A 21,671-nucleotide genomic window follows, 5' to 3' on the forward strand; every position below is an offset into this window, starting at 1 on the left:
CAGGACTCATACACCGCATGTGGGCTCATGCACCGTATCTTTAAGCCAAGGTTGCCCGCACCAGCTCCGCTGCCTGCGAGGGGGTCTTGCCCACCTTCACACCGGCCGCTTCCAGCGCCGCCTTCTTGCCTTCTGCCGTACCAGAACCACCAGACACGATGGCGCCAGCATGCCCCATCGTCTTGCCCTCCGGCGCGGTAAAGCCTGCGATATACGCAATGACCGGCTTTGTGACGTGGTCCTTGATATAGGCAGCGGCATGTTCCTCTGCATCACCGCCGATTTCACCGATCATGATGATCGCCTCGGTATCGGGATCATTCTGGAAGGCCTCAATCGCTGAAATGTGCGTGGTCCCGATAATCGGATCACCGCCAATTCCTACGCACGTACTAAAACCAATATCGGATAGCTCGTACATCATCTGATACGTCAAGGTGCCCGACTTCGACACCAAACCAATCTTTCCTGGGTTCGGCGCAGTCTCTGCCGGAATAATGCCCGCATTGGATTCACCCGGTGTGTAGAGCCCCGGACAGTTCGGCCCAATGATGCGTGTTTTGGACTCTCGTCCCAGCGCATAGAGCTCAGCGGTGTCCTTCACCGGAATTCCCTCCGTGATGATGACCACGAGTTCAATACCGGCACGGATGGCTTCTTCCGCGGCGTCCTTAGTGAATTTTGCCGGCACAAAAATCACGGTGACGTTGGCCTCTGTCGCCTGCATGGCCTCACGCACGCTGCCGAAGACGGGAATCTCGCGCCCGTCAATATCGACGCGCTCACCTGCCTTGCGCGGGTTGACCCCACCCACAATGTTGGAGCCGGATTCCAGCATGCGGCGCGTATGCTTCATGCCTTCGGATCCCGTCATGCCCTGCACGATGATCCGCGAGTCTTTGTTGAGAAAAATCGACATGTCTACTCCTAGTTCGCCAGCTCCGCAGCCCTGCGGGCGGCAGCATCCATGGTTTCTACCTGCTCCAGTTTGGGCAGGTATGCGTCGTTAAGAATCGTGCGTCCAAGTTCCGCGTTGTTGCCGTCGAGGCGCACCACGAGAGGCTTGGGCTCAATTCCCTCCGAGTCCAAGATCTTGTAGGCCTGCACGATGCCCTTGGCCACTTCATCACAGGCGGTAATACCGCCAAAGACGTTGACAAAGACCGCTTTCACCTGCGGATCACTAAGAATCACTTCGAGCCCGTTGGCCATCACTTCAGCGTTAGCGCCACCACCGATGTCTAGGAAGTTCGCGGGCTTCGGTTGCGAAGAAAGGTCCTCGCCGGCATAGGCCACAACGTCGAGCGTGGACATCACAAGGCCAGCACCATTGCCGATAATCCCCACGGAACCATCGAGCTTCACGTAGTTCAGCCCCATCTTTTGCGCCTTGAGCTCCAGTGGATCGGTCGCGCCATGGTCTTGGAGGTCGCGGTGCTCTGAGTGACGGAACTGCGCGTTATCATCCAGCGTAATTTTCCCATCGAGCGCAATGATCTCACCGCTCGATGTCTTGACCAGAGGATTAACTTCCACCAGCGTGGCATCTTCCTCGGTATAGACCGTGTAGAGCTTCTTGAACACGGGCACGAGCTTGGCGACGTCCCCCTCATCAAACCCGGCCTCATATGCCATGTCCCTAGCGAGGGTGTCCGTCATACCGTCGAGTGGGGAGAAGCTGCGCTTAATCAGGGCATCCGGGCGCTCTTCGGCGAGCTTTTCAATCTCTACGCCGCCCTCCTTGGAGAGCATGGCTAGGTAGCGCCGCTTGGTGCGGTCGAGGAGGATCGAGAAGTAATACTCCGCCGCAATGTCCGCGCCTTCGGCCACCATAACCTTGCGCACGGTGTGGCCTTTGATCTTCAGGCCCAAAATCTCGTTGGCCTTTTCCGCAGCTTCCGCGGGGCTATGCGCGAGCTTGACTCCCCCGGCCTTGCCGCGTCCGCCAGTTTTAATTTGCGCTTTGACCACGACCACCGGTGTCCCCAACTTCGCGGCTGCTTCTTCAGCCTGCACAGCTGAGGTCGCAACGATGCCTTTGAGGGTGGGAACGCCATGAGCTTCAAAGAGGTCTCGAGCTTGGTACTCGTAGAGATCCACTTCTGCCTCCATCTTTGCAGTGAAAACTAGTTCTCCACAAGATTCACCAAAACAAAGACGTGATGCAAACCACTTTACAAAAGCTAAAGCGTTACGCTTCACACACTTTGCACTCCGTACGCATGCGCCGCAACGCTGCCCGTTATAGCCGTTTGAACCACCGGCAAAGAATTAGCTGATTTAGCTTTCGGGGGCACCCTGGTCGGCAACGTCGATAAGCGCCGCCGCCCCAGGAGAGCTACTGATTAGCGGTAGCGTTGCCCGCAGACCAAGAAGCCCAGTCCATGTTCCAATCACCCAGACCATCGAGCGGGCTCAGCACGCCACCGCCGGTATTGGAGACCCTCACAATATCGCCGCGCTTGACCGTGTTTTGGAACCACTGAGCAGCCTCAGTAGTCACGTTGATGCAGCCGTGAGACTGGTTGTAGCTACCCATCGCACCGACAGCCCACGGCGCTGCGTGGACATAGATTCCGGAGTAGGACATCTGGGTTGCCCACTGAACGTCAGTCCTGTAGCCGCCGGCGTCGAGAGCCAGGCCGAAGGTAGTGGAGTCCATAACGAGGGACGGGTACTCGTCACCGATGACATAGGTTCCGTTCGGGGTATCCCACTGGCCATCCCTACCCATCGAGACAGGCAAACGGCGCAGCACTTCACCGTTTTTGAACACCGACATCATCTTCGTGTTGTTGTCGATCAGCGCGATGACGCGGTCACCAATGGTGAAGTTAGTGGAAGCATCCTCGCCGCCGTAGATGCCGCCGCCGAGGTTGCGGCCGTACAGGTCGACATCGACGGTCACTTTCGTGCCGGGTTCCCAGTAGTTTTCCGGGCGCCACCGCACTTCCTGGTTGTTGACCCAGTAGAAAGCACCTTCAACGGCAGGCTCGGTCTTGACTGTGATTGCCTCTTCGGCCGCCTTGCGGTCGGTGACGTAGTTTCCGAATCGCACGCCGATGACCTGGCCAACCCCCACCTCAGAATCCGGTATCGGACTCAAGGCCACTTCGGACACGCCTGCTGCCTGCGGAGTGGTGAAGGTGATGGTTTTATGGGTGCCGTCCTTGTCCGTGGCGTCGATGGTGTAGGTGCGGTTATACCCCAGCACTTCGGCGCTCTTCCACGTCTTCGAATCAGATGACAGCTCATCGTCCACTTCGATGCCGGCTTCGTTGGTCATTGTCACCGACTTAAGCCCGGCCGGGGACGTAACCTCAACCGGCTTGGAGGGATCTACGTCGCTCGCACCATCCTTGACGGAAAACTTCAGCTGCTTCGCCTTGGCGGCTGCCGACGCCGATGCTTCCGCCGAAGCGCTCGCTTTGACGTCAGCCTCCGATTGGGCAGTGGCCGGACCGGAATCCGCGGCACCACCAATGGTGCAGGCGGTTAAGAGTGAAGCGGTCGCAACGATACTCGAGAGAAGCATTGCGGGACGTGCGGAAGGGAATAGAGAATGCACACAAACCCCTAGCTCATAGAAAGACACAGACAATAATAAGAGTGCACATAGACTAACCGCACACGCACCCTACGAACCAGTTAGCGCCACCGCTCTTAACCGTTTCGTTACCCACCCGTCAGACTTCCACACCCGCGACTCTTTGAGAGAAGCATTTAGCCATGGCATTAATCGCGGAAAACACCCATTTACCTGGCGATTTTACCTTTTTACGAAGAGGGTGTTAAAGTTACATCTCGTTGCACGGCAGGCACTGAGGAAATCAGAGCCGGTCAGAGACACCAAGCGCCATTAGCTCAATTGGCAGAGCAACTGACTCTTAATCAGTGGGTTCGGGGTTCAAGTCCCTGATGGCGCACAGTTTAAGCCCCTCACCCCCGTGGTGAGGGGCTTTTCCGATCCTAGCCCAAGACCTCGAGCTGCTGCGTTTTGGGGCGCCACCACGCGGCCTGCGCCGCCGTGAATTCCTTGTGCTCAAAGGTCGAGATTTCATCGAGCGCCCGCATATACTCCGGCACCATCGCTCGCGGCAGCCGCAGCCCCATCGTCAGGTGCGGGGTCCACCGCGGGCCCCTCCCCTCCGGGTTCGAGGCACTGAGGCGGCGCGCGGCGGATTCCAGCTCATCCGTGGTTTCTAAAAGCCACGCCACGGTCTGTTTACTCTTCGTCCCAAAGACCACCGTGCCCACGCGGCGAAAGGCCGCGGGCAGAAGCGGCGGGAGCAGGTTGCGGGCCTCGTCGACGACTGCGGTCTCGAGCGCCGGCGCGAACGTCACCGTAATGTGCGGGCGCTGGTGCTGCACCGGAAAGCCACGCTGAGCCAGGGCAGCATAGACGTCCCGGATGGTGTTTTCATCCTCCGGGGTGAGGTATAACAGGAGGTTCTCGGGCGAATTTCGGCTCACACGGCCCGAGTCTAACTAACCTCCCGCAGCGCCACGACGGGTTGCCCGCGGTGGTCCAGCACATCCGTCTCTACGCCGTAGACCTCGCGCAAGAGTTCCTCCGTGAGCACCTCCCCCGGCGCGCCATGGGCGCGGGCCTTGCCACCGTGGAGCACGACGAGCTGGTCGCACATCCGAGCCGCCAGGTTGATGTCATGAATCGCCACCAACGCGAGGCTGCCTTCCTCCCGAGCTTTTGCCCGCACGCGACCCAAGACGAAGAGCTGGCGGTTGAGATCGAGGGCGGAGGTGGGTTCGTCGAGAAGCATGAGCCCAGGGGTCCCCACCAGCATCTGCGCCACGGCGACGAGCTGGCGTTGGCCGCCGGAGAGCTCGTTGAGGTAGCGCTGCGCAATGTCGTCGAGCCCCATGGAGTGCAGGACCTCGGCGGTGCGGGTGATTGGGTCCTCGCACGCTTCGCGTCGCGCCGCAATCAGCACCGCCTCAAACGCGCGCAGCGCCGCGGTGTGCGGCAGGCCCTGCGGCACATAGCCGATGAGCTGGCGGCGCCGCTGTCCGCGCGGGCTCTGGCCGTCGACGCGAAAGTCCACCGTGCCGCCCCGCGCGCGGTGCACGCCGGCGAGCGACTTAATGGTGGTGGTCTTGCCGGACGCGTTCGGCCCCAGCAGCCCCACGACCTGCCCGCCGCGCAGGGTGGGAAGGCTCAGCCCGTCTACCACCGTGCGCGAACCATAACCGGCGGTCAGATCGGAGATGGTGAGTTCTACGTCCACAATGCCCTCCTCCGGGTCATGACGATGGCGATGAAGAATGGCACGCCTAATAGAGAGGTGACGATGCCGATGGGGATGGCCAGCCCGGGCTTAATCAGGAGGCTGAGCGCGTGGGCGGCGCACATCACCGCCGCGCCCGCGGCCATGGAGGCCGGTACGAAATAGCGCTGGTCCTCACCCACCAACATGCGCGCGATGTGCGGGCCCACCAGGCCGATAAAACCGATGATGCCGGCGAAAGCCACGGTGGTGGCCGCGACGAGCGAGACCACGACGAGAACAATCACGCGTAGGCGGGAGGTGTTGATACCGAGGGCGGTGGCGCGGGCGTCGCCAAGCCGCAGCGCCGTTAGCCGCCACGACAGCGCTCCCAGGATGGGCAACGCCACCGCAAGCACGCCGGCCAGCACGGCGTTGGCCTGCCAGCTAGCGCGGGTGAGCGAACCCATGGACCAGAAAACGATCTGTTGGAGAGCCTCGCTGGAAGAGCGGTATTGAATGAGCGCCAGCATGGCCTGGAAGAAGAAGACGAGGCCGATGCCGAGCAGCACCATCGTCTCGGACTTCGCACCGCGAATAACGGCGGCAACGACGATGATGGCTGTGGCCAGCGCCGCCGACAGCCACGCGATGAGTGCGAGGTTGAACTGCGGTTGGGCCAGAAGCTGCCAACGCAACACGATGGCGCTGGCTCCGCCGAAGGCAGCCGCCGCGGAGATGCCGAGGGTAAAGGGCTCCGCCAGCGGATTATCCAGGATGGTCTGCATCTGCGCGCCAGCCAGTGACAGGCTGGCGCCGATAAGCAGCGCCATGACGGCCATAGGCAGGCGCAGGCTCCACAGGACTGTACGCGTTTGCTTGTCGACGCCTCCCGGATCCACCATCCCCCGCAGCACCTGCCCCGGGGTGAGGTCGATGGCGCCAACGATCACGCTAAGAACGAATGCGGCGAGCGCTACGACGATAAGCCCAGCGACGATGGCGATGCGGCGGCGGGTCACGCGGGAGTGCTCGCGTGCGAGGGCCTCCACGGGAAGCACCGCGGTTTCTGCGTGCGTGGTCGGTTCAGGGCTTGCCGAGCGCGCGGTTGAGGTGAGAATGCTCATGACTAGTTGGTGCTGAAGAAGGTTCCGTCGCCGGGGACGGGCGAGTATTTCTCTTGGGCTTCGGCCCATTCTTTCTGAACGTTGACGTCTGCGTAGTCCTCTGGGTGGAGCCACGCGGCGATCTGAAGGAGTGCCAGGTAGTTGAAGGGCGAGTTGTAGAACTGGTGCCACAGGCCGTGGAGGTTGTGCTCCTTGACGGCAGAAAGATCCTCAAAACCAGGTTGGACGCCGGCCAGCGAAGCGGCGCTCTCGTGGGCATCCTTTTCGCTGATGCCATAGCCGGCGGCAGCGAAGCCGGTGTGGCCCTTTGCGTTATCCACTTTGGCGGACCAGTCGCCGCCGGTGGCAATGATCATGTCGGGATTGGCGTCGATGACCTTCTCCGGGGTCAGCGCGCCGGACTCACCCTCGATGATGCCGTCTGCCACGTTCTTTCCACCGGCGACGTTGACCAGCTCAGAAATGTTGGAGTCATTCCACGAGCCGCAGCAATCGGAGACACCCGCTGCGCGCCACACGAAGGTGGAGGGCTTGTCCTGCGCTTTCGTGGCGCGCTCGGTTACCAGATCCACGTTCTTTTGCCAGTCCGCGATGAACTCCTCCGCGCGGTCCTCGTGGCCGAAGATATCGGCGAAGATTTCCATGGTGGGAATGGTGTTCTCCAAGGGCTTGGCGCGGAAGTCCGTGACGGCATAGGTCAGGCCGGCCTGATCCAGCTTGTCGGTGAGCCCAGCGGTCTGGGAGGCCTCGTACTGATCCTTGGAGAGCACGATGAGGTCCGGGTCGAGGCTGATGAGCTCCTCCACAGTGACATCGCCCTTGGTGAAGCCGCCGATTTCCGGCAGCTCGTTGACTTTGGGCGTGGTCTTTTCCAACTCGCGGTAGTAGTCGGGCACATTCTGCTTCAGGTCCGATCCGATGGCCACGACCTTGTCCAGCGGGTCTTCCTTGTTGAGGATGCCGGTGGCAAAGACGCTGCGGCCTTCTCCCAGGATGACGCGTTCCGGCGCGTGGTCCAGCTCCACCTGGCGGCCGGCAAGGTCTGTGAAACTCACAGCGGCAGTCCCCTGCGCTCCCGTGGCCTGCTCGCTGCCGGCATCGGCATTGTCGGAGGCACAGCCCGCCAGCGCGCTGGCCAGCGCCGCCACCATGGCGCACGCCCCTACTACTCGCCCGGCGCGCGGACGGGATGCCTGGCCTGCAGGCGTCGATACGTGAAGCACGATTTCTCCTTCAAACTTTGGTCTTATGGTTTGTTCGGAGGTTCATACTACACAGAGAGGTAAGGCTACCCAAAGTGCGCATAGGGTAGGCAATGCTTCCAGTAACGCATGCGGAGCGCAAAAATGCCCCACCCCGGGGTATTTCCCAAGGCAGGGCCTCTAGGTATGCAGTCGCGCCCAACGGAGCTAACCGGCTCTAGCGACGCTCAGCGAGCAGGCGCTGCAGTTCCTTGATATCGGACTTGCGGCGCTTGGAGCGGAAAACGGAGAAAGCGATAAGGCCTACGACGGCTGCACCAACGCCGGCGAGCGCCATCTGCACATTGCGCTCCTGCAGCTTCTGGGTTGCCGCGCCCTTAGCGTCCTCGACGAAGTTCTGCGGCTTGCTGCGATCAGCCAGCTCATCCAAGGTGCTAGCCAGCTGACGGCGGGTGCGCTCGATGTCGCGCTGGATATCATCAATGTTGCGTGCCACGTGAATCTCCTGAATTTGGCTTCGTTCGGTGTTGCTGCGGTTAGTGTCTTTCTAACCGTTGTGGTTCTAACGTCGACATTCTACATTGACCGCCAGCTCCCCTGCAGAGTTGGCCAACGTTTGTTTCACCCTCGGTGGCGTAGATACGCCAGATAGCCTCCCCGTAGGGCACGGTAAGGTAGACAGCATGACTGAAGCACAACGACTGTCCGTAGGAGACAAGGCTCCCGCTTTTTCCTTGAGCGATGATGCCGGCAACACCGTAAGTCTGAGTGACTATGCTGGCCAGCGCGTCGTGGTTTACTTCTACCCGCGCGCCAACACCCCTGGCTGCACGAAGGAAGCCTGCGACTTCCGCGACAGCCTGGAGCAGCTCAATGACATGAACATCGCCGTGGTGGGAATCTCCCCTGACAAGCCCGAGGCACTGGCAAAGTTCCGCGAGGACCATGAGCTCAACTTCCCGTTGCTGTCTGACCCCGACAAGGAAGTCATGACGGCTTATGCCGCTTTCGGCGAGAAGAAGAACTACGGCAAAATCGTCCAAGGCGTTATCCGCTCTACCTTCCTTGTAGAAGAGGACGGCACGATCGGCCAAGCCATGTACAACGTCAAGGCCACCGGCCACGTCGCCCGCGTGCTTAAGGGGCTCAACTAAACCGTGGAATCCAGCTCGAAGTCACCGGAGATTCTGGTCCCGAGGCGTCGCCCAGCGCAGGCACGCAGCCGGGCCAAGTATGACCGGATCTTGTCCTGCGCGCGGGAGACGCTCGTGGACTACGGCTTCGAGTCCTTTACCTTCGACGAAGTCTCGCGCCGCGCGGAAGTGCCGATTGGCACGCTCTACCAGTACTTCGCCAACAAGTACGTGCTGATCTGCGAGCTTGACCGCCAAGACACCGCTGAGATGCTGGCTGAGGTTGAGCGCTTTTCCCAGCGCGTCCCTGCTCTACAATGGCCGGACTTCCTCGAAGAATTCATCGACCGCATGGCTCGTGTTTGGCGCAACGACCCCTCGCGCCGAGCGGTGTGGCATGCCGTGCAGTCCACACCCGCGACCCGCGCCACGGCCGCCGACACGGAGCTCAGCCTGCTCAAGCCCATCGCGGAAATCATCGAGCCTCTTGCCCAGGGCATGGACGCCGACGCCCGCGTGGAGATCGCCGCCTTCCTCGTCCACACCGTGGTCTCCCTGCTCAACTACAGCACCATGCGCTCCGAGGAGAGCTTTGATGGCGTGGTGGAAGAGATTAAGCGCATGCTCATCGCCTACCTCTTCGCCATTGCCACGAGCGCCTAGCCACACCCAGCGAAGCCAGGTGCACCCAGGCGTGTTTAGCGCGAAAGGTACACAATGGCGGTGGCGTAATCACCATCGTGGCTAATCGACAGCGCAGTTGAAAAATCCCCCAAGGACTCCCGCGCGAGGCGGGCAATCTCACCACGCAACTCGAGTGCTACTCGCCCCCACGCATCCGGGCGGACCTCAATCTCCGCCCAGTCCACGGCTTCCTCTGCGATGACCGGCGGGTGCGCGTAGAGCGCTTGCGACCACGCCTTGATGAAGGCCTCCTTCGCCGCCCAGCGCCCCGCCAGGTGCTGCGCGCGGGCAGCACCGCTCAGCCCCCGGGCCTGCGCCACGCGCAATTCGGAGGCGCTGAATACCTGCGCGAAGCGCGTTCCGGGAAGCTCCAGCTGCTGGGCAAAGGACGGGATATGCACTAGGTCGGTGCCCACGCTCACGCCACTTTTTGTCATGCGGGCAAGCTTAGCGCGCCAGCTCCTGTTTGAGCTCCTCCAGCTCGTCGCCGCCCGCCATCCACTGGGTCAGCTCCGGCAACGTGACCTCCTCCTTGGAGGCGTCCAGCGACATCTGCCCCACCGTGAGCACGATGAAGTGATCGCCCACGAGGTAGGCGTGCTGCGGGTTGTGCGTAATAAAGACCACGCCCATGCCGCGTTCGCGGGCGGCGTCGATAAAGCGCAGCACCATGCCCGACTGCTTCACGCCGAGTGCTGCGGTGGGCTCGTCCAGGATGATGTAGCGCGCGCCGAAGTAGATGGCGCGGGCAATCGCCACCACCTGGCGCTGGCCGCCGGAGAGCGCGGAGAGTTCCACGGAGACGTCGCCAAGCTCAATGCCCATCTCGGACAGCTGCTCGTGCGTAATGCGCTTCATCTCTTCCTCACGCAAGCTCCCCAGCGCCCCGGTGAGTTCCTGGCCCAAGAAGAAATTGCGCCACACCGACAGCGAGGGAACCAGCGCCAAATCCTGGTACACGGTGGCGATACCGGCGTCGAGGGAATCGCGGGGGCTGGCGAAGTTCACCTCTTCCCCATCGACGGTGATGGTGCCGCCGGTGGGCTGGTTGAGGCCGGCCAGAATCTTGATCAGCGTGGACTTGCCCGCGCCGTTATCACCCAGCACGCAGGTCACCGCGCCCTCTTTCACAGAGAGGTTGATGCCGCGCAGGGCGTGGAAGTTGCCGAAGGTTTGGGACATATCGTGCAGCTCAATCATGGTTATCGCTTCCTCGTAAAGTTGGCCACCGAGGTGTTCGTAAGCACGGCAAAGAGCAGCATGGCGCCGAGGAAGAACTTGAACCAGTCGGGGTTCCAGCCGGCGTACACGATGCCCTGGTTGGTCATGCCGAAAATGAGCGCACCGATGGCGGTGCCCACCGCGGTACCGCGTCCGCCGGTCATGGAGCAGCCGCCAATCACTGCGGCGATGATGTAGAGGAACTCGTTGCCAATGCCCTGACCGGCCTGGATGGAATCGAAAGCAAAGAGGGTGTGCATGCCCACGAACCACGCAGCAAAACCGACGAGCATGAACAACGCCACCTTGACGCGGCGCACGGGAACACCAACGGCCCGGGCAGCGTCGTCATCGCCACCGACAGCAAAGATCCAGTTTCCCCAGTGCGTCTTGTACAGCACCCACGAGGCAATAGCGACGAAGAGGATCCACCAGATGACGGTGGCGCGGATGCTCAAGCCACCGATGTGGATGGTGCCGGCAAAAATGATGCGGGCCGAACCGAAGCCTTCCATGTCCGAAATGGTGGGGGTGGCTACCTGGCCGGTGACCAGCTTGGTAATCGCCAGGTTGAGACCCTGCAGCATGAGGAAGGCCGCCAGGGTTATGAGGAAGGAGTCAATCTTGGTGCGCACCACAAGGAAGCCGTTGAGCGCACCGATGGCCAGTGCGGTCAGCAGGGAAAGGCCCACGCCCACCCACGAGTTGAGGTGGAAGTTGTAGTTGAGCATGGTGGCCACGAGCGCCGCAGAGGTCACCGCCACACCGGAGGACAAATCAAACTCGTTACCAATCATGAGCAAGCCCACCGCCAGAGCCACGATGCCCAACGTGGAGCTGGCGTAGAGCACCGTGGAGAAGGCCTCCACCGAGCGGAAGGCGGGCGCCACAATCATGAAGAGGACGAAGATGACCACAGCGCCGAGCAGGCTGGCCAACTCTGGGCGACGGATGAACCGTGCGAAGCCGCTGCGGCGGGTCAGGCGGGTATCGGCGGGGCTAGATAGAGCCTCGTCTGGTGCAGTAGCGGTTTCGCTCATCGCAGACCTTCCTTAGCGGATTCGGAGATGATGTCCACGTTGGTGGAGTCCACGAAGGAGGGGCCGGTGTACACGGGGCGTCCGCCGCCCAATGTGGAGCCGTTGCGGTGTGCCAGCCACAGCGAATCGACGGCAAGGTAGCCCTGCATATAGGGCTGCTGATCGACGGCCCACTCGATGCGGTTGTCCGCGATTGCGCCGACCAGCTCGGCGTTGGTGTCGAAGGTGGAGACCTTAGCCTTAGAGGAGGCATCAGCAACCGCGTCGGCGGAGCGCATAGCCACAGAGGCCTGCAGCGCCATCACCCAGTCAATGGACGGGTCCTGGCTCAGCTTCGCATTGATGGTGGACTGCACGGCGGTGAGATCCTTGCCATTGACGTAGAGGATTTCCACCTCGCCGTTGTCCAGCCCCTTCTTTACACCGGCACAACGCGACTCCTGGGAAGAGTTACCCTGCTCGTGGATGACGCACAAGACGTGCTTGGCGCCATCGTCTTTGAGGCGCTCGCCGGCCTTGGTGCCGGCGACCTTTTCTTCTTGTCCGAAGAAGGCACTCATGCCGTATTTCTGGTAATCATCCATGCCGGCGTTAAGACCCACGGTGGGGATGCCAGCATCCACGGCCTTCTTGGCCATCGGTCCAATCGCCCCAGCGTTGGGCATGGTCACGGCGATGCCATCCACGCCGGAGTCGATGGCGGACTGTACCAAGTTTGCCTGGTTGGGTGCTTCGGGGTCGGAGGAGTAGCGCAGCTCGATATTGTCCTTGCGGGCGGCGTCCTCCGCGCCCTTGCGCACGAGATCCCAGTACGTATCACCTGGGGCGCCATGGGAAATCATGGCAACGACAAGACGCTCGGTGTCGACGCCACCGGCTAGCTCGCCGTCAGCTTCGGGACGGGGCGCACCACCGGTGGCGGAGCAGGCGGCAAGAAGGGTGGCAGCGGCCACCGAAATAAGGCCTAGTAGGGGCTTCTTAGCTTTATTCACCCTTGCATGGTGCCCCAGATTGGGGGACTTCTCCAACCCGCCTGACCTGCTTCTTTATCGTTCCAGAGGGGACACGCTGGGGATACTCTAGCGCCTGCTACCCCCGTTTCGTTGTGTCTCCTCCCTCCGGTTCAAGAATGCCGTTACGCAGCCGCGCGGATTCGCTCAGCAACACCGCGGCCTCTCTTTCGGTCACCTCGGTGGCTGGGCCCGAGCCGAGGTTGCGGTTCACCGGCCTCTCGTACAACGCTGGCCCACCGCGCATCCCTTCTTCTAAGCGCCGCAGTCCACGCAACTCACGTTCGGCCGCGGCTGTCCACCAGACTTCGGCCTCGGCCTCACCCCGCTCGCGAACCAGCGCGGCATAAAACGCACCCGGGTGGACCAACGCGATAAGAGCGGAGACATGCCCGAAGCCCAGAGAGGTCACCAGGCCCGCCTTCGGCGGGGTGCGTCGCAGATCCAACGGTTGGCGCAGCCACACCAGGTGCTCGTGGCGGCGCAGCACGGGGTCGACGCAATCAAGAGAACGGTTCGGAGGGAGAATTCCGCTGCGCAACACCTGGGTCAGGCCGATGAGTTGGAAAGCAGCCGCCCCGCCTTTGGCATGCCCCGTCAGGCTCTTCTGCGAAACCACATAGAGCGGATTGCCGGGGCTGCGGCCGAGGGCGGCGGCGATGCGCTCGTGCAGGTCAGATTCGTTGGGGTCGTTAGCGTTGGTGGACGTGTCGTGTTTCGACACAACTGCGATATCATCTGCGGCCACGCCGAGGGCCTCCAGCGAGCGGGCCAGGCGGGAGTTCTGCCCGCCCCGCGCCGCGGAGAGCGCACCTAGGCCCGGCGCGGGGATGGAGGTGTGTGCACCGTCAGCGAAGGACTCGGCAAAGCCCACCACGCCAAGGACGGGCAGCCCCATCTGTGCCGCAAAGCTTCCCCGGGCGAGCAGGATAGTCCCGCCGCCTTCGGATTCCACGAAGCCGGCACGGCGGCGGTCGTTGGCGCGGGAAAAGAAGCGATGCTCAATCCCCTTCGCCCCCATCTCCGCGCTATCGGCCGTGGCCGCCATGTCACCAAAGCCGGTGATTCCCTCAATCGACAGAGCATCGATGCCACCGGCCACGACGAAGTCGGCCTTGTTAAGGCGCAGCTTGTCGACGCCCTCCTCCACCGACACCGCCGCCGTGGCACACGCGGCCACGGGGTGCACCATCTGGCCATAGCCGCCGACATAGGACTGCATCACGTGCGCGGCAATAACGTTGGGCAGCGCTTCCTGCAGGATGTCATTGGGGCGCGGCTGGCCCAGCAGCTTGTCGACGTACAGCGAGCGCAGCGCCTCCTGGCCTGCCATGCCGGTGCCTTGGGTGGAGCTCACCCGCGCCGGGTGGACGTGGGACAAGAGCTCGGCCGGGCAAAAGCCTGCAGAAAGGAAGGCATCCACTGTGCACACGAGGTTCCACAAGGCGAGCCGGTCGAGGTTATCCACCATGTCCGCGGGTATGCCGTAGACCTGTGGGTCAAAGCCCTCCGGAATCTGGCCGCCCACAAAGCGGGTCATGGCGACGCGCCGCGGCACCCGCACCGCGGAACCGGCGGGCCGGGTGACCTTCCATTCGACCTCACCTGTCGCGCCATCGACGCGGCGCAGCGTCGCGCCCTCACAGCTGTCAACGAAACTGCGCGCCGTCCCTTCATCCTGCACAGTGAAGCTCAGCGGCTTCTCTAGATAGATAGTGGTCAGCTCGGGCGCGAGGTTATCCAGCATAGGTAGGTGCGGTCCGAAGTCATCGTGGAAGCGGCGTACACCAATCCCGGCGAGAACGTCGTCGTGGAAGCGCTCGTAGACGTCTTCCTCTGCTAACTTCTCACCTTCGGCCGTCAGCCATCCGGCTGTGCACTCATCCCAACCGATGAGCCCGCGGCTCCAGGCCAGTTCCAGCACGCCAGCCGCGGAGAGCTCTCCGCCAATCTCCGCCTCATAGCGGGTTCGCGACGAGCCCAGCGGGCCCAGCTCGCCCGCGCCGACGATGACCACCATATCTTCGAGGGACTGCGTCACCCCGCTGAAGTCTGGGCTGGTGCATTCTTCAGGCCTGAGAACGTTCGGCAGGGCCTTTACCGTGCGCGGAGCTTGCACACCAAGAGTGCCCCTTGCGGGATGGTCAGCAGCATCGGGGGTGTCACCAAAACCGGCCCCGGCGTTGTCGGCACGCGCCTCGCGGGCCAGCGCGGCTAGGTCCAGCTCAGCCTCGGCCAGCCCGCCGGTCAGGTCCACGCTCAGCGGCGCTTGTGCTGCTTCGGCGCGGATGTCGGCGGAGGCGGTGGCGTCGATAAGCTGCACCGCCATCTCCTTCGCTGAGAAGGTCTGCACGCCGCGGGCCTCCACCTGTTCAACCAGCGGATCGTTGCCGCTCATCAGGCCAGTGCCACGCACCCACCCAATGTGGGCATGCACCAGCGAGGTCCGCGCTCCCCAGTTGGATTGCTCGGAAGACCAGCGGTTAACCAAGGCATCGAAGGCCGTCTTGGCCTCGCCGTAGGCACCATCGCCGCCAAAGCGACCACGGTTGGGTGAGCCCGGAAGCACCACGTGCAGCCGGTGACCAACGTGGGTATCCGCGCCCACAGCGGAAAGCGACGCAATGAGCTTTTCTACCGACCACAGCAGCAGGCGCATCTGGGACTCCGCCCCCGTACCGGCATCCTGGAGGGTGCCCGCCACGCGCGGCGCGGCGAAGGGCAAGAGGAGATCCGGCACATAGGCCGGCTTCAGTTGCACGGACTCACCACCCACGGTGGCGGTGTGCTCCGCCGCAATCCATTCCACGAGCGCATCCACGTCCGCGAAGGAATTGAGGTTTGCTGGAACTACCCACAGCGCCGCTGACCCAACGGCGCGGCTGCGATACAGCTCCTTATAAAACTCTAGGCGTTCGTGGCTTAAGCGCGAGGTCGTGGCAATCACGGTTGCGCCCTCCGCAAGCAACTCACCGATGAGTTCGGCGGCAATCGAACCCGGTGAGCCACCCGTCACCACCGCCACCTGGTCAGCGAAGAGCAACCCATCGGCCGGGGTGCGGGCATCGCGAGCCAGTACCTCGTAGCCGAAGTGCTCGGATAAAAGCGCAACCTCCTCACCGGCGCCCAACACGTCTAACTCGGGATCTACTTCTCCGGCGGCGGCCGCGCGGGCGATGTCCTCGCGGGCGCTGGCCCAGCGGTCGTCGAGAAGCACTGCCTTGCGCGCATCAAAAGCGGGGGCGACGCGCTGCTGCCAGTCGGGGCCTAGCTCCGCTGCAACGAGCTGCTCTAGCTCCGTGTGCGAGGCGCTGTCCCCCTGCTCAGTCGGGGTCTCCTCACGGCCTAGGGCGGCGAGTGCAGCGCGGGCGGAATCCTCCAGCGCCGATTCCAAGCGTTCGGTATAGGCGCGCACCGCCTCTGGGTCCGCGGCCTCTACGGGTGCTGCCGGAGTTCGCTTCTGCAGCGCTACTCCCACACGCTCCCCGGCGGCGCGCACGGCAGCGTCGATCAGTTCATCAAACTCAGCTACCGACGCCACGTCGGTCGTGGGCAAGCTGGCCAAGTCCCCGCCGCGCAACGAGGAGCCCTCGCGGGTACCCAGGACCAGCTGCACAGTCACGCGATCGACCCAGCCCGGCCCTAATCCCCAGGTTCTACTCACGCGCTCAGCCACATAGCTCGGCTTCTTGCCCGCAGGTCCAGCTAGCCGGTTGAGCGCCTGCGCGACGTGCTCTCTGAGAACCTCCCCGAAAGTGGCATAGCCCGGCGCGCGCTGCGCCACGCTCTCCGCCAGCTGCGGGATGGGGGTGTCCGCCGCATTCTCGATGGCGCTGATGCCGAACTCCACGCCGAGGTCAACGAGCAACTGGTTGCGGCGGGAGGATACGCCTTCCACAAGCGTTTCGATGGAATCAGTCGCCGACATTTGATCGGGGCGGACCTTCGTCCACAACGCAATAAGCATCTCCAGGGCCTGGTGTACGCTCAGCGGGCGATCCTCGACGGCGGACGGCGCCTCCTCACGCGGTGCTTGCACCGTTACTTCCAGTTCTGCCGGCTCCGCTTCGGCGGTGACCGGCTGTGCAGACTCCTGCGCGGCTGTCTCGGGCGTCGGCTCAACGTCTTCGTCTTCGGCAAAGACTCGCCCGTGGTCGCGCTCATAGTTGAGCACCTCGATGTCGGTGCTGCCCGCGTACTGGGGCAGGCGCAGGGTTTGGCCCAGCATGTTAGAAAGCGTGGGCGCGACGCCGACGCCGACCTCGATGAAACGCTCCACCCCCAGTTCCCCAAGGAGCAGGTCCTGGGTCTCAATCCAGCGCACGGGGGAAGCAAACTGCCACGCCAAAAGCTCGATGAGCAGGGTTCGACCCAGGCGCGCCGGGTTCGCCACGGCACCATCGAAGTCGGCCAGTATCTCCACGATGGGTTCCGAATCCACCACTGCGACGATGGATTCCACGAACTCGCAGCTCAGCGCGAAGGGCCGCGCCACAAGGTTTGGAATATAGCGCCCCACCAGTGCATCGAGGTTGATTTCATCAGGGATGAGGGCATCGAGGTGCGCGCGGAAATCCGCCACACCGCCCACGAGGCGGGAGGAGTGGAAAGGCACGTCAATCCCCGGGATGGGGATAACGGCGCGTTGCCCAAGGGCGCGACGCTCGGCGTCGCGGGCCAGTGCATCCAGGCCCGCCTTCGTGCCGGCCACTGCATATTGGCGCCCAGCAATATTGTGGTTGACCACCTCGAGGAACTCGCCCGTCTCCGCGGCCACACGAGCGACATGGTCAAAGGCTTCGGTCGCGCTCATCCCCATCTTGTTCGGGCGCAGCGCCGCCAAACCGTAGAGAGACTGCCCAGCGGAATCGCGCTCGACCAGACGGTGCATGGTCAGCCCGCGAACATAAACAATGTCCAGGACCGCCTCCAGCGACAGGACCTCGGCATAAGCGGCCAAGGCGTTGTATTCACCGACCGAGTGTCCAGCGAAGAAGGCACCGCTGTCGAAGACTCCGGATTCCTTCAGCGCCGCAATCTGCGCGCAGCCGAGCGTCGCCATGGCCACCTGCGTAAATTGCGTCAGGTAAAGCACACCGTCCGGGTGCGTGAAGGTCTCACCATCCACGACCACCGTGTCCGGGTTGTGACGGACGATTTCCAAGATGGAGAAACTCAAGCTCTGCCGCGTGTACTTATCCGCGCGCTCCCACACCGCGCGTGCCGCTGCGGATTCTGCATAGTCTTTCATCCCCATCCCCGGGGATTGGATTCCTTGGCCGGGGAATGCATAGAAGGTGGTGGGGCTGCTCATCGTTGCCTGGGCCTGCAGCACCGGCACGCCCTGACTGGTGGCAGTCACGCTGCGGACCTCGCCGTAGCCGCCGCGCTTGTCGACGCCCACCCGTTCCACCTCGAACTCCACCTCACTGCCCGGTAGCACGGGAGCAAGCCAGGTAGCGGACCACTCGCGGACGCGGGCGCCGTCAAAAGTCGCGGCCGCCTGCGCCAGCGCCGAGGTCCACATGCCGTGGACGATGGGGCCTTGACGATGCCCCGCCAATGCCGCCGCGTTCGATGACAGGTGGATGGGGTTCCTATCCCCCGTGACCACGGCGAAAGGCAGCAAGGATTCCGGTGCCACCACGCTGGTGCGGTGGCGGAAAGAGCGCGGTGTCTCACGGACCAATGATTCTGCTGTCTCTGCCCCGTTTTCTTGTGCATCATAAGTTGCGGTGCGCGCGAGCTCGAGTGGGGCGTCACCACGCCGTCCGGTGATGAGGAAGCGCTCGTGCATCTGCGCGAACTCATGTTCTTCGCCGTGCACGGCGAGGTTGACAGCAACGCTCACGTCGATGAGGCGTCCCGAGGGCGTAGCGCGTACCTCCTCCAGCTCGGCGGTGTAGCGCAGGTCCAAAGACTCAGCGTCGGGGGCAGTGCTGGTGAGAAGCAGCTCCCAGGTATCTGGTTTGAGGCTCAGCGCGTGCTCGAGGTGGACGAGGTCAAGGAAGCCCTCCACTACCGGCTCCCCTGACGCCGTATGGGCGCTGGCCAGCACGGCGAAGGTGGCCGGCCAGACGGGGCCGACGAGGACATCGGGCGAAACAGTAGCGCTCGTCTCCCCGTTCGTCACCGCCGCGTAGTGAGCAATGTCGGTGGCACTGAGGTGAGCGCTGACCATCGCGGTCCCGGAGTAGGTATCCGGAAGGTCACCGCCGAGAGCCTGGCGCAGCAGCTCCCGCATGGCGGTCTCGGCATCCTCGACCTTTACGAGTGGTGAGGCACCCGGAATGCGCGGCGAGGTGATGCGAACGCGCATCTCAGAATCGGAATGGAACGGGACCGTCAACCACATGGCGCCGTCATCGGCAGATTCCAGCGTCACCCCGCAAAGGCCAAGGCTCAGCGGGTTGGGCTGCTCGCGCCCGGCCCAATTCAGGCTCGGGGCACGGCGGATGAGCTCTTCGTCGCTCATGTTGAGCTCGCCCGCAAGCCCCTCGGCAAACTCTGCGTCGGAGGCGTCGAGAAGCGCAAGCGCCGCCTGTTCAAATCGGGCAAGCGCCTGCGCCACTGGCTCGTTGGCCTGCTCGATTCCCTCAACGGCTGCCGTGCCGGGGATGATGCAGACATCGTCAGCGTCGTAATGCTCATCGTGGGCCTGCCACAAGGTGTCGCGACGCCAGCGGCGGCGAACGTCGGAATCAATGACCGGCACAAAGTTCGCAGGTTTGCCGGGGCCATCCACGAGCTGGAGGAACCACGCGGCGTCGGTCGGGTGCAGCGCCGCGTCACCGTAGAGTTCGGTCAGCTGATTAATTGCCTCAGCCGGTTTCTCGCGGTCAACCTCAACGCACAGCTCAATCTCGCCGTGGTCGGTCGGGTGAAGGCGGGCTTCGGCCCGCGCCACCATGCGCGTGAATCGGTTAAACCAGGATTCATCGACCCAGCCGTCCAGGTAAGACAGCTCAAGGTAACGCTGCAGCCACTCGGAATAAGACATCCCGTCAAGGTCTCCGAAATAAGGCTTGCACGTGCGCCCAATGGCTTCAATGATCTCGGCGCGGTGAGTCTCCACGGCCGCTGCATCACCAGCCACCTCATCCAGGAGCCGCCCGGCGCGGGCAAAGGAATTGTCCAGCTCATGAATGTCCGCACCCAGGTCCGAGCGGCCTGACACAACGTCCTCGCTGTGCGCAGCGACGAGTGCGCGCTTTACCGACTCCGAAGCGGTGGATTCCTTCGCCGCCATGACAGCGGTGCCCACCATGATGGCATCGACTGGCGCTATGGGAAGGCCGAAGCGCTGCGCCCACGTTCCCAACAGGTACTCCGTGCCCCGCTCCGGGGTGCCGATTCCCCCGCCGACGGCGAGGAGGACATTGTCGCGCTCACGAATCCGCGCGTAGGTGGCGGCCAGAACATCATCGAGGCCCTCTAGAGAGTGGTGTCCGCCGGCCGCGCTACCTTCGAGCTGCATGATAACGGTGGCATCAGGGAGAGCATCGGCAATGCGAAGAACCTCCTCCACCTGTGCCGAAGTTCCCGGTTTGAAGGCGACCCACGGGATGTTCGCGGCGTGGAGCTTTGCCACCAGCTCTACCGCCTCCTCCACGGGCGGGATCCCGGCGGAGACGACCACGCCGTTGATGGATAGCCCCGATGCACGTGCTCGCAGAATCGAATTCGGCCCCTCGATCTGGCGGCGCCACTGGGAAGCCGCAAGGTACAGCGCATTGAACTGGGCGTTTACCCCAGGCTGCAGTAACCGGCCCAGGGTGTGCAGGTTCTCGTCCAAAATGGCGTCGGTGTGCTGTCCCCCGCCGGCCAGCTCCGCCCAGTGCCCAGCATTGGCGGCTGCGGCGACGATACCCGGGTCCACCGTAGTGGGCGTCATCCCGGGGAGCATGACCGGTGAGTAGCCGGTGGCTCGCGTAAAAGCAGTCGACAGGTGCCCGTTTTCAACGCGCGGTGCCCACTCGGACCACGCGCGAGGCAGAGACGGTGCACGGCCCGGCTCCACGAGCTGGGCCAGTCCTGCTGGTGTACCCACAGACAGTGTGCCCACGCCGCGCCCGGCGACGAGATCGCGTGTCAGCGGCTCCACCCCGCGGGTGGGCCCGACTTCCAGGATCCAGCGAGCCCCGGCCTGAAGCGCCGAGTCAATGCGCTCGGGCCAGTCCACGTAGTCCGTGAGCACGGCGCGCGCGAGCTGTGCGGTGATTTCTGGATCCAAGCCGATTCGCCCCGCCCAGCTTTCTACCTGTTCCACCGCATACTGCATGGTGGGATGGTGGAATGCGGCTGAAACCTCAAGGTCGGTGACAACGACGGCGGCTGACTCCCCTTCCCTCCCTTCCTTAGAGGTCGAGTTCTCCTGCAGCGCGGCCTTCACTCGGGCAAGCTCAACCGGTGTTCCGACGATGACAAAGCGCCCCTGCCCATTGTCGAGCCCGATGTGGGTGCCGGCAGCGCGCAGTTGCTGCTTCGTCGCACCGGTCACCGCCGCCATGGGAGCACCCTGCGCGGTGCGGACGAGCCCAGCGCTGCGCGCAGTTGTTTCCATGGCTGCACCAATGAGGCGCGCTAGTGCTAAAGCTGCCGCCGGGCTAATCTTCTCCTCCACCACCGCTGCGGCGAGCGCTCCTTGGGAATGGCCAATGCTCGTCACGGCATCCTCAACCTTTACTCCATGCGCGCGCAGGTTTTCTAGCACCGCCAACTGCGCGGTGAGGATGCCGGGGGTGGAAAGCGAGGCGTCGGCAAGCGAGTGCGCCCACGCCGGCTGCTCGTCTGCCCAGGCCATAAGCGCAAACCCGTGCGGTGTGGAAGGCAGGAGTTCCTCTTCCAGCGGGGCCAGGAGTTCCTCGGCCTCGGCAAGGTACTCCGTTATTTTCGGTCGGACGCCGGTGGCGAGGGCATCGCGCAACGTCGGCAGCCAGGCATAACCCTGTCCAGAAAAAGAGAGCGCGAAAGACTCAGAGTCCAAGCGCGCGGACAAAGGCACAGAGACGTGGAAATCAGACACCTAC

At 63.1% G+C, this 21,671-nt stretch carries 15 protein-coding genes and 1 tRNA gene; 3 read left to right on the top strand and 13 right to left on the bottom strand.

Annotated elements, in window-relative coordinates; translation table 11 throughout:
* Window positions 1-40 precede the first annotated feature (40 nt).
* The 3 genes from sucD to HMPREF2698_RS00485 form a co-directional block, all read right to left on the bottom strand.
* The gene (gene sucD / locus HMPREF2698_RS00475) at window positions 41-919 is read right to left on the bottom strand and encodes a succinate--CoA ligase subunit alpha (protein WP_070561400.1); all 879 of its coding nucleotides are present in this window, start codon (window positions 917-919) and stop codon (window positions 41-43) included.
* 8 nt (window positions 920-927) lie between these two features.
* Window positions 928-2,100 (bottom strand): ADP-forming succinate--CoA ligase subunit beta, encoded by a 1,173-nt coding sequence (gene sucC / locus HMPREF2698_RS00480; RefSeq protein ID WP_210386581.1) that lies wholly within the window; start codon window positions 2,098-2,100, stop codon window positions 928-930.
* Between the two features lie 238 nt (window positions 2,101-2,338).
* Window positions 2,339-3,535 carry a L,D-transpeptidase gene (locus HMPREF2698_RS00485; RefSeq protein ID WP_210384644.1) on the bottom strand — a complete coding sequence of 399 codons (1,197 nt, stop codon included), beginning with the start codon at window positions 3,533-3,535 and terminating at the stop codon, window positions 2,339-2,341.
* 318 nt (window positions 3,536-3,853) lie between these two features.
* Here HMPREF2698_RS00485 and HMPREF2698_RS00490 point away from each other — a divergent pair.
* Window positions 3,854-3,926 (top strand) — tRNA-Lys (locus HMPREF2698_RS00490).
* Between the two features lie 43 nt (window positions 3,927-3,969).
* On the opposite strand, the gene HMPREF2698_RS00495 is transcribed toward HMPREF2698_RS00490, so the two are convergent.
* From HMPREF2698_RS00495 to HMPREF2698_RS00515, 5 genes are all read right to left on the bottom strand, one after another.
* Window positions 3,970-4,473, bottom strand: a complete 504-nt coding sequence (locus HMPREF2698_RS00495; RefSeq protein WP_070561406.1) for a 2'-5' RNA ligase — start codon at window positions 4,471-4,473, stop codon at window positions 3,970-3,972.
* Window positions 4,474-4,484: 11 nt separating this feature from the next.
* Window positions 4,485-5,246, bottom strand: a complete 762-nt coding sequence (locus tag HMPREF2698_RS00500; protein WP_070561408.1) for an ABC transporter ATP-binding protein — start codon at window positions 5,244-5,246, stop codon at window positions 4,485-4,487.
* Complete coding sequence (locus tag HMPREF2698_RS00505) at window positions 5,237-6,352, bottom strand: FecCD family ABC transporter permease (protein WP_246819407.1); 1,116 nt, start codon at window positions 6,350-6,352, stop codon at window positions 5,237-5,239. The genes HMPREF2698_RS00500 and HMPREF2698_RS00505 overlap by 10 nt, the downstream gene beginning before the upstream one ends.
* Before the next feature lie 2 nt (window positions 6,353-6,354).
* A complete protein-coding gene (locus HMPREF2698_RS00510) occupies window positions 6,355-7,503 on the bottom strand; it encodes an ABC transporter substrate-binding protein (RefSeq protein ID WP_070561410.1) in 1,149 nt (382 codons plus the stop codon).
* A 268-nt stretch (window positions 7,504-7,771) separates the two neighbouring features.
* Window positions 7,772-8,050 (bottom strand): DUF3618 domain-containing protein, encoded by a 279-nt coding sequence (locus HMPREF2698_RS00515; RefSeq protein WP_010191207.1) that lies wholly within the window; start codon window positions 8,048-8,050, stop codon window positions 7,772-7,774.
* Between the two features lie 187 nt (window positions 8,051-8,237).
* Here HMPREF2698_RS00515 and bcp point away from each other — a divergent pair, with 187 nt between their 5' ends.
* The gene (gene bcp, locus HMPREF2698_RS00520; RefSeq protein WP_070522333.1) at window positions 8,238-8,708 is read left to right on the top strand and encodes a thioredoxin-dependent thiol peroxidase; all 471 of its coding nucleotides are present in this window, start codon (window positions 8,238-8,240) and stop codon (window positions 8,706-8,708) included.
* A gap of 3 nt (window positions 8,709-8,711) precedes the next feature.
* On the top strand, window positions 8,712-9,350 hold the full coding sequence (locus HMPREF2698_RS00525) for a TetR family transcriptional regulator (protein WP_070522336.1): 639 nt from the start codon (window positions 8,712-8,714) through the stop codon (window positions 9,348-9,350).
* Between the two features lie 35 nt (window positions 9,351-9,385).
* Here the strand turns inward: HMPREF2698_RS00525 and HMPREF2698_RS00530 are convergent, their stop codons facing one another.
* From HMPREF2698_RS00530 to HMPREF2698_RS00550, 5 genes are all read right to left on the bottom strand, one after another.
* The gene (locus HMPREF2698_RS00530; protein ID WP_070522339.1) at window positions 9,386-9,808 is read right to left on the bottom strand and encodes a holo-ACP synthase AcpS; all 423 of its coding nucleotides are present in this window, start codon (window positions 9,806-9,808) and stop codon (window positions 9,386-9,388) included.
* A 10-nt stretch (window positions 9,809-9,818) separates the two neighbouring features.
* Complete coding sequence (locus tag HMPREF2698_RS00535; RefSeq protein WP_070561413.1) at window positions 9,819-10,571, bottom strand: ATP-binding cassette domain-containing protein; 753 nt, start codon at window positions 10,569-10,571, stop codon at window positions 9,819-9,821.
* Between the two features lie 2 nt (window positions 10,572-10,573).
* Complete coding sequence (locus tag HMPREF2698_RS00540) at window positions 10,574-11,632, bottom strand: ABC transporter permease (protein WP_070561414.1); 1,059 nt, start codon at window positions 11,630-11,632, stop codon at window positions 10,574-10,576.
* Window positions 11,629-12,624, bottom strand: coding sequence for a substrate-binding domain-containing protein (locus tag HMPREF2698_RS00545; RefSeq protein WP_070561416.1), 996 nt, complete (start codon window positions 12,622-12,624; stop codon window positions 11,629-11,631). The genes HMPREF2698_RS00540 and HMPREF2698_RS00545 overlap by 4 nt, the downstream gene beginning before the upstream one ends.
* A 97-nt stretch (window positions 12,625-12,721) precedes the next feature.
* A complete protein-coding gene (locus HMPREF2698_RS00550; protein ID WP_070561418.1) occupies window positions 12,722-21,667 on the bottom strand; it encodes a type I polyketide synthase in 8,946 nt (2,981 codons plus the stop codon).
* Window positions 21,668-21,671 lie beyond the last annotated feature (4 nt).

This window comes from Corynebacterium sp. HMSC072A02, from assembly GCF_001810085.1.
Lineage (GTDB): Bacteria > Actinomycetota > Actinomycetes > Mycobacteriales > Mycobacteriaceae > Corynebacterium > Corynebacterium hesseae.

Excerpts from the sequence above, each read along its gene's own strand:
- bcp (WP_070522333.1), top strand. The coding sequence starts at position 8,238 with ATGACTGAAGCACAACGACTGTCCGTAGGAGACAAGGCTCCCGCTTTT.
- HMPREF2698_RS00510 (WP_070561410.1), bottom strand. The coding sequence starts at position 7,503 with ATGGTGGCGGCGCTGGCCAGCGCGCTGGCGGGCTGTGCCTCCGACAAT.
- HMPREF2698_RS00535 (WP_070561413.1), bottom strand. The coding sequence starts at position 10,571 with ATGATTGAGCTGCACGATATGTCCCAAACCTTCGGCAACTTCCACGCC.
- HMPREF2698_RS00485 (WP_210384644.1), bottom strand. The coding sequence starts at position 3,535 with ATGCTTCTCTCGAGTATCGTTGCGACCGCTTCACTCTTAACCGCCTGC.
- HMPREF2698_RS00505 (WP_246819407.1), bottom strand. The coding sequence starts at position 6,352 with ATGAGCATTCTCACCTCAACCGCGCGCTCGGCAAGCCCTGAACCGACC.
- sucD (WP_070561400.1), bottom strand. The coding sequence starts at position 919 with ATGTCGATTTTTCTCAACAAAGACTCGCGGATCATCGTGCAGGGCATG.
- HMPREF2698_RS00530 (WP_070522339.1), bottom strand. The coding sequence starts at position 9,808 with ATGACAAAAAGTGGCGTGAGCGTGGGCACCGACCTAGTGCATATCCCG.
- HMPREF2698_RS00540 (WP_070561414.1), bottom strand. The coding sequence starts at position 11,632 with ATGAGCGAAACCGCTACTGCACCAGACGAGGCTCTATCTAGCCCCGCC.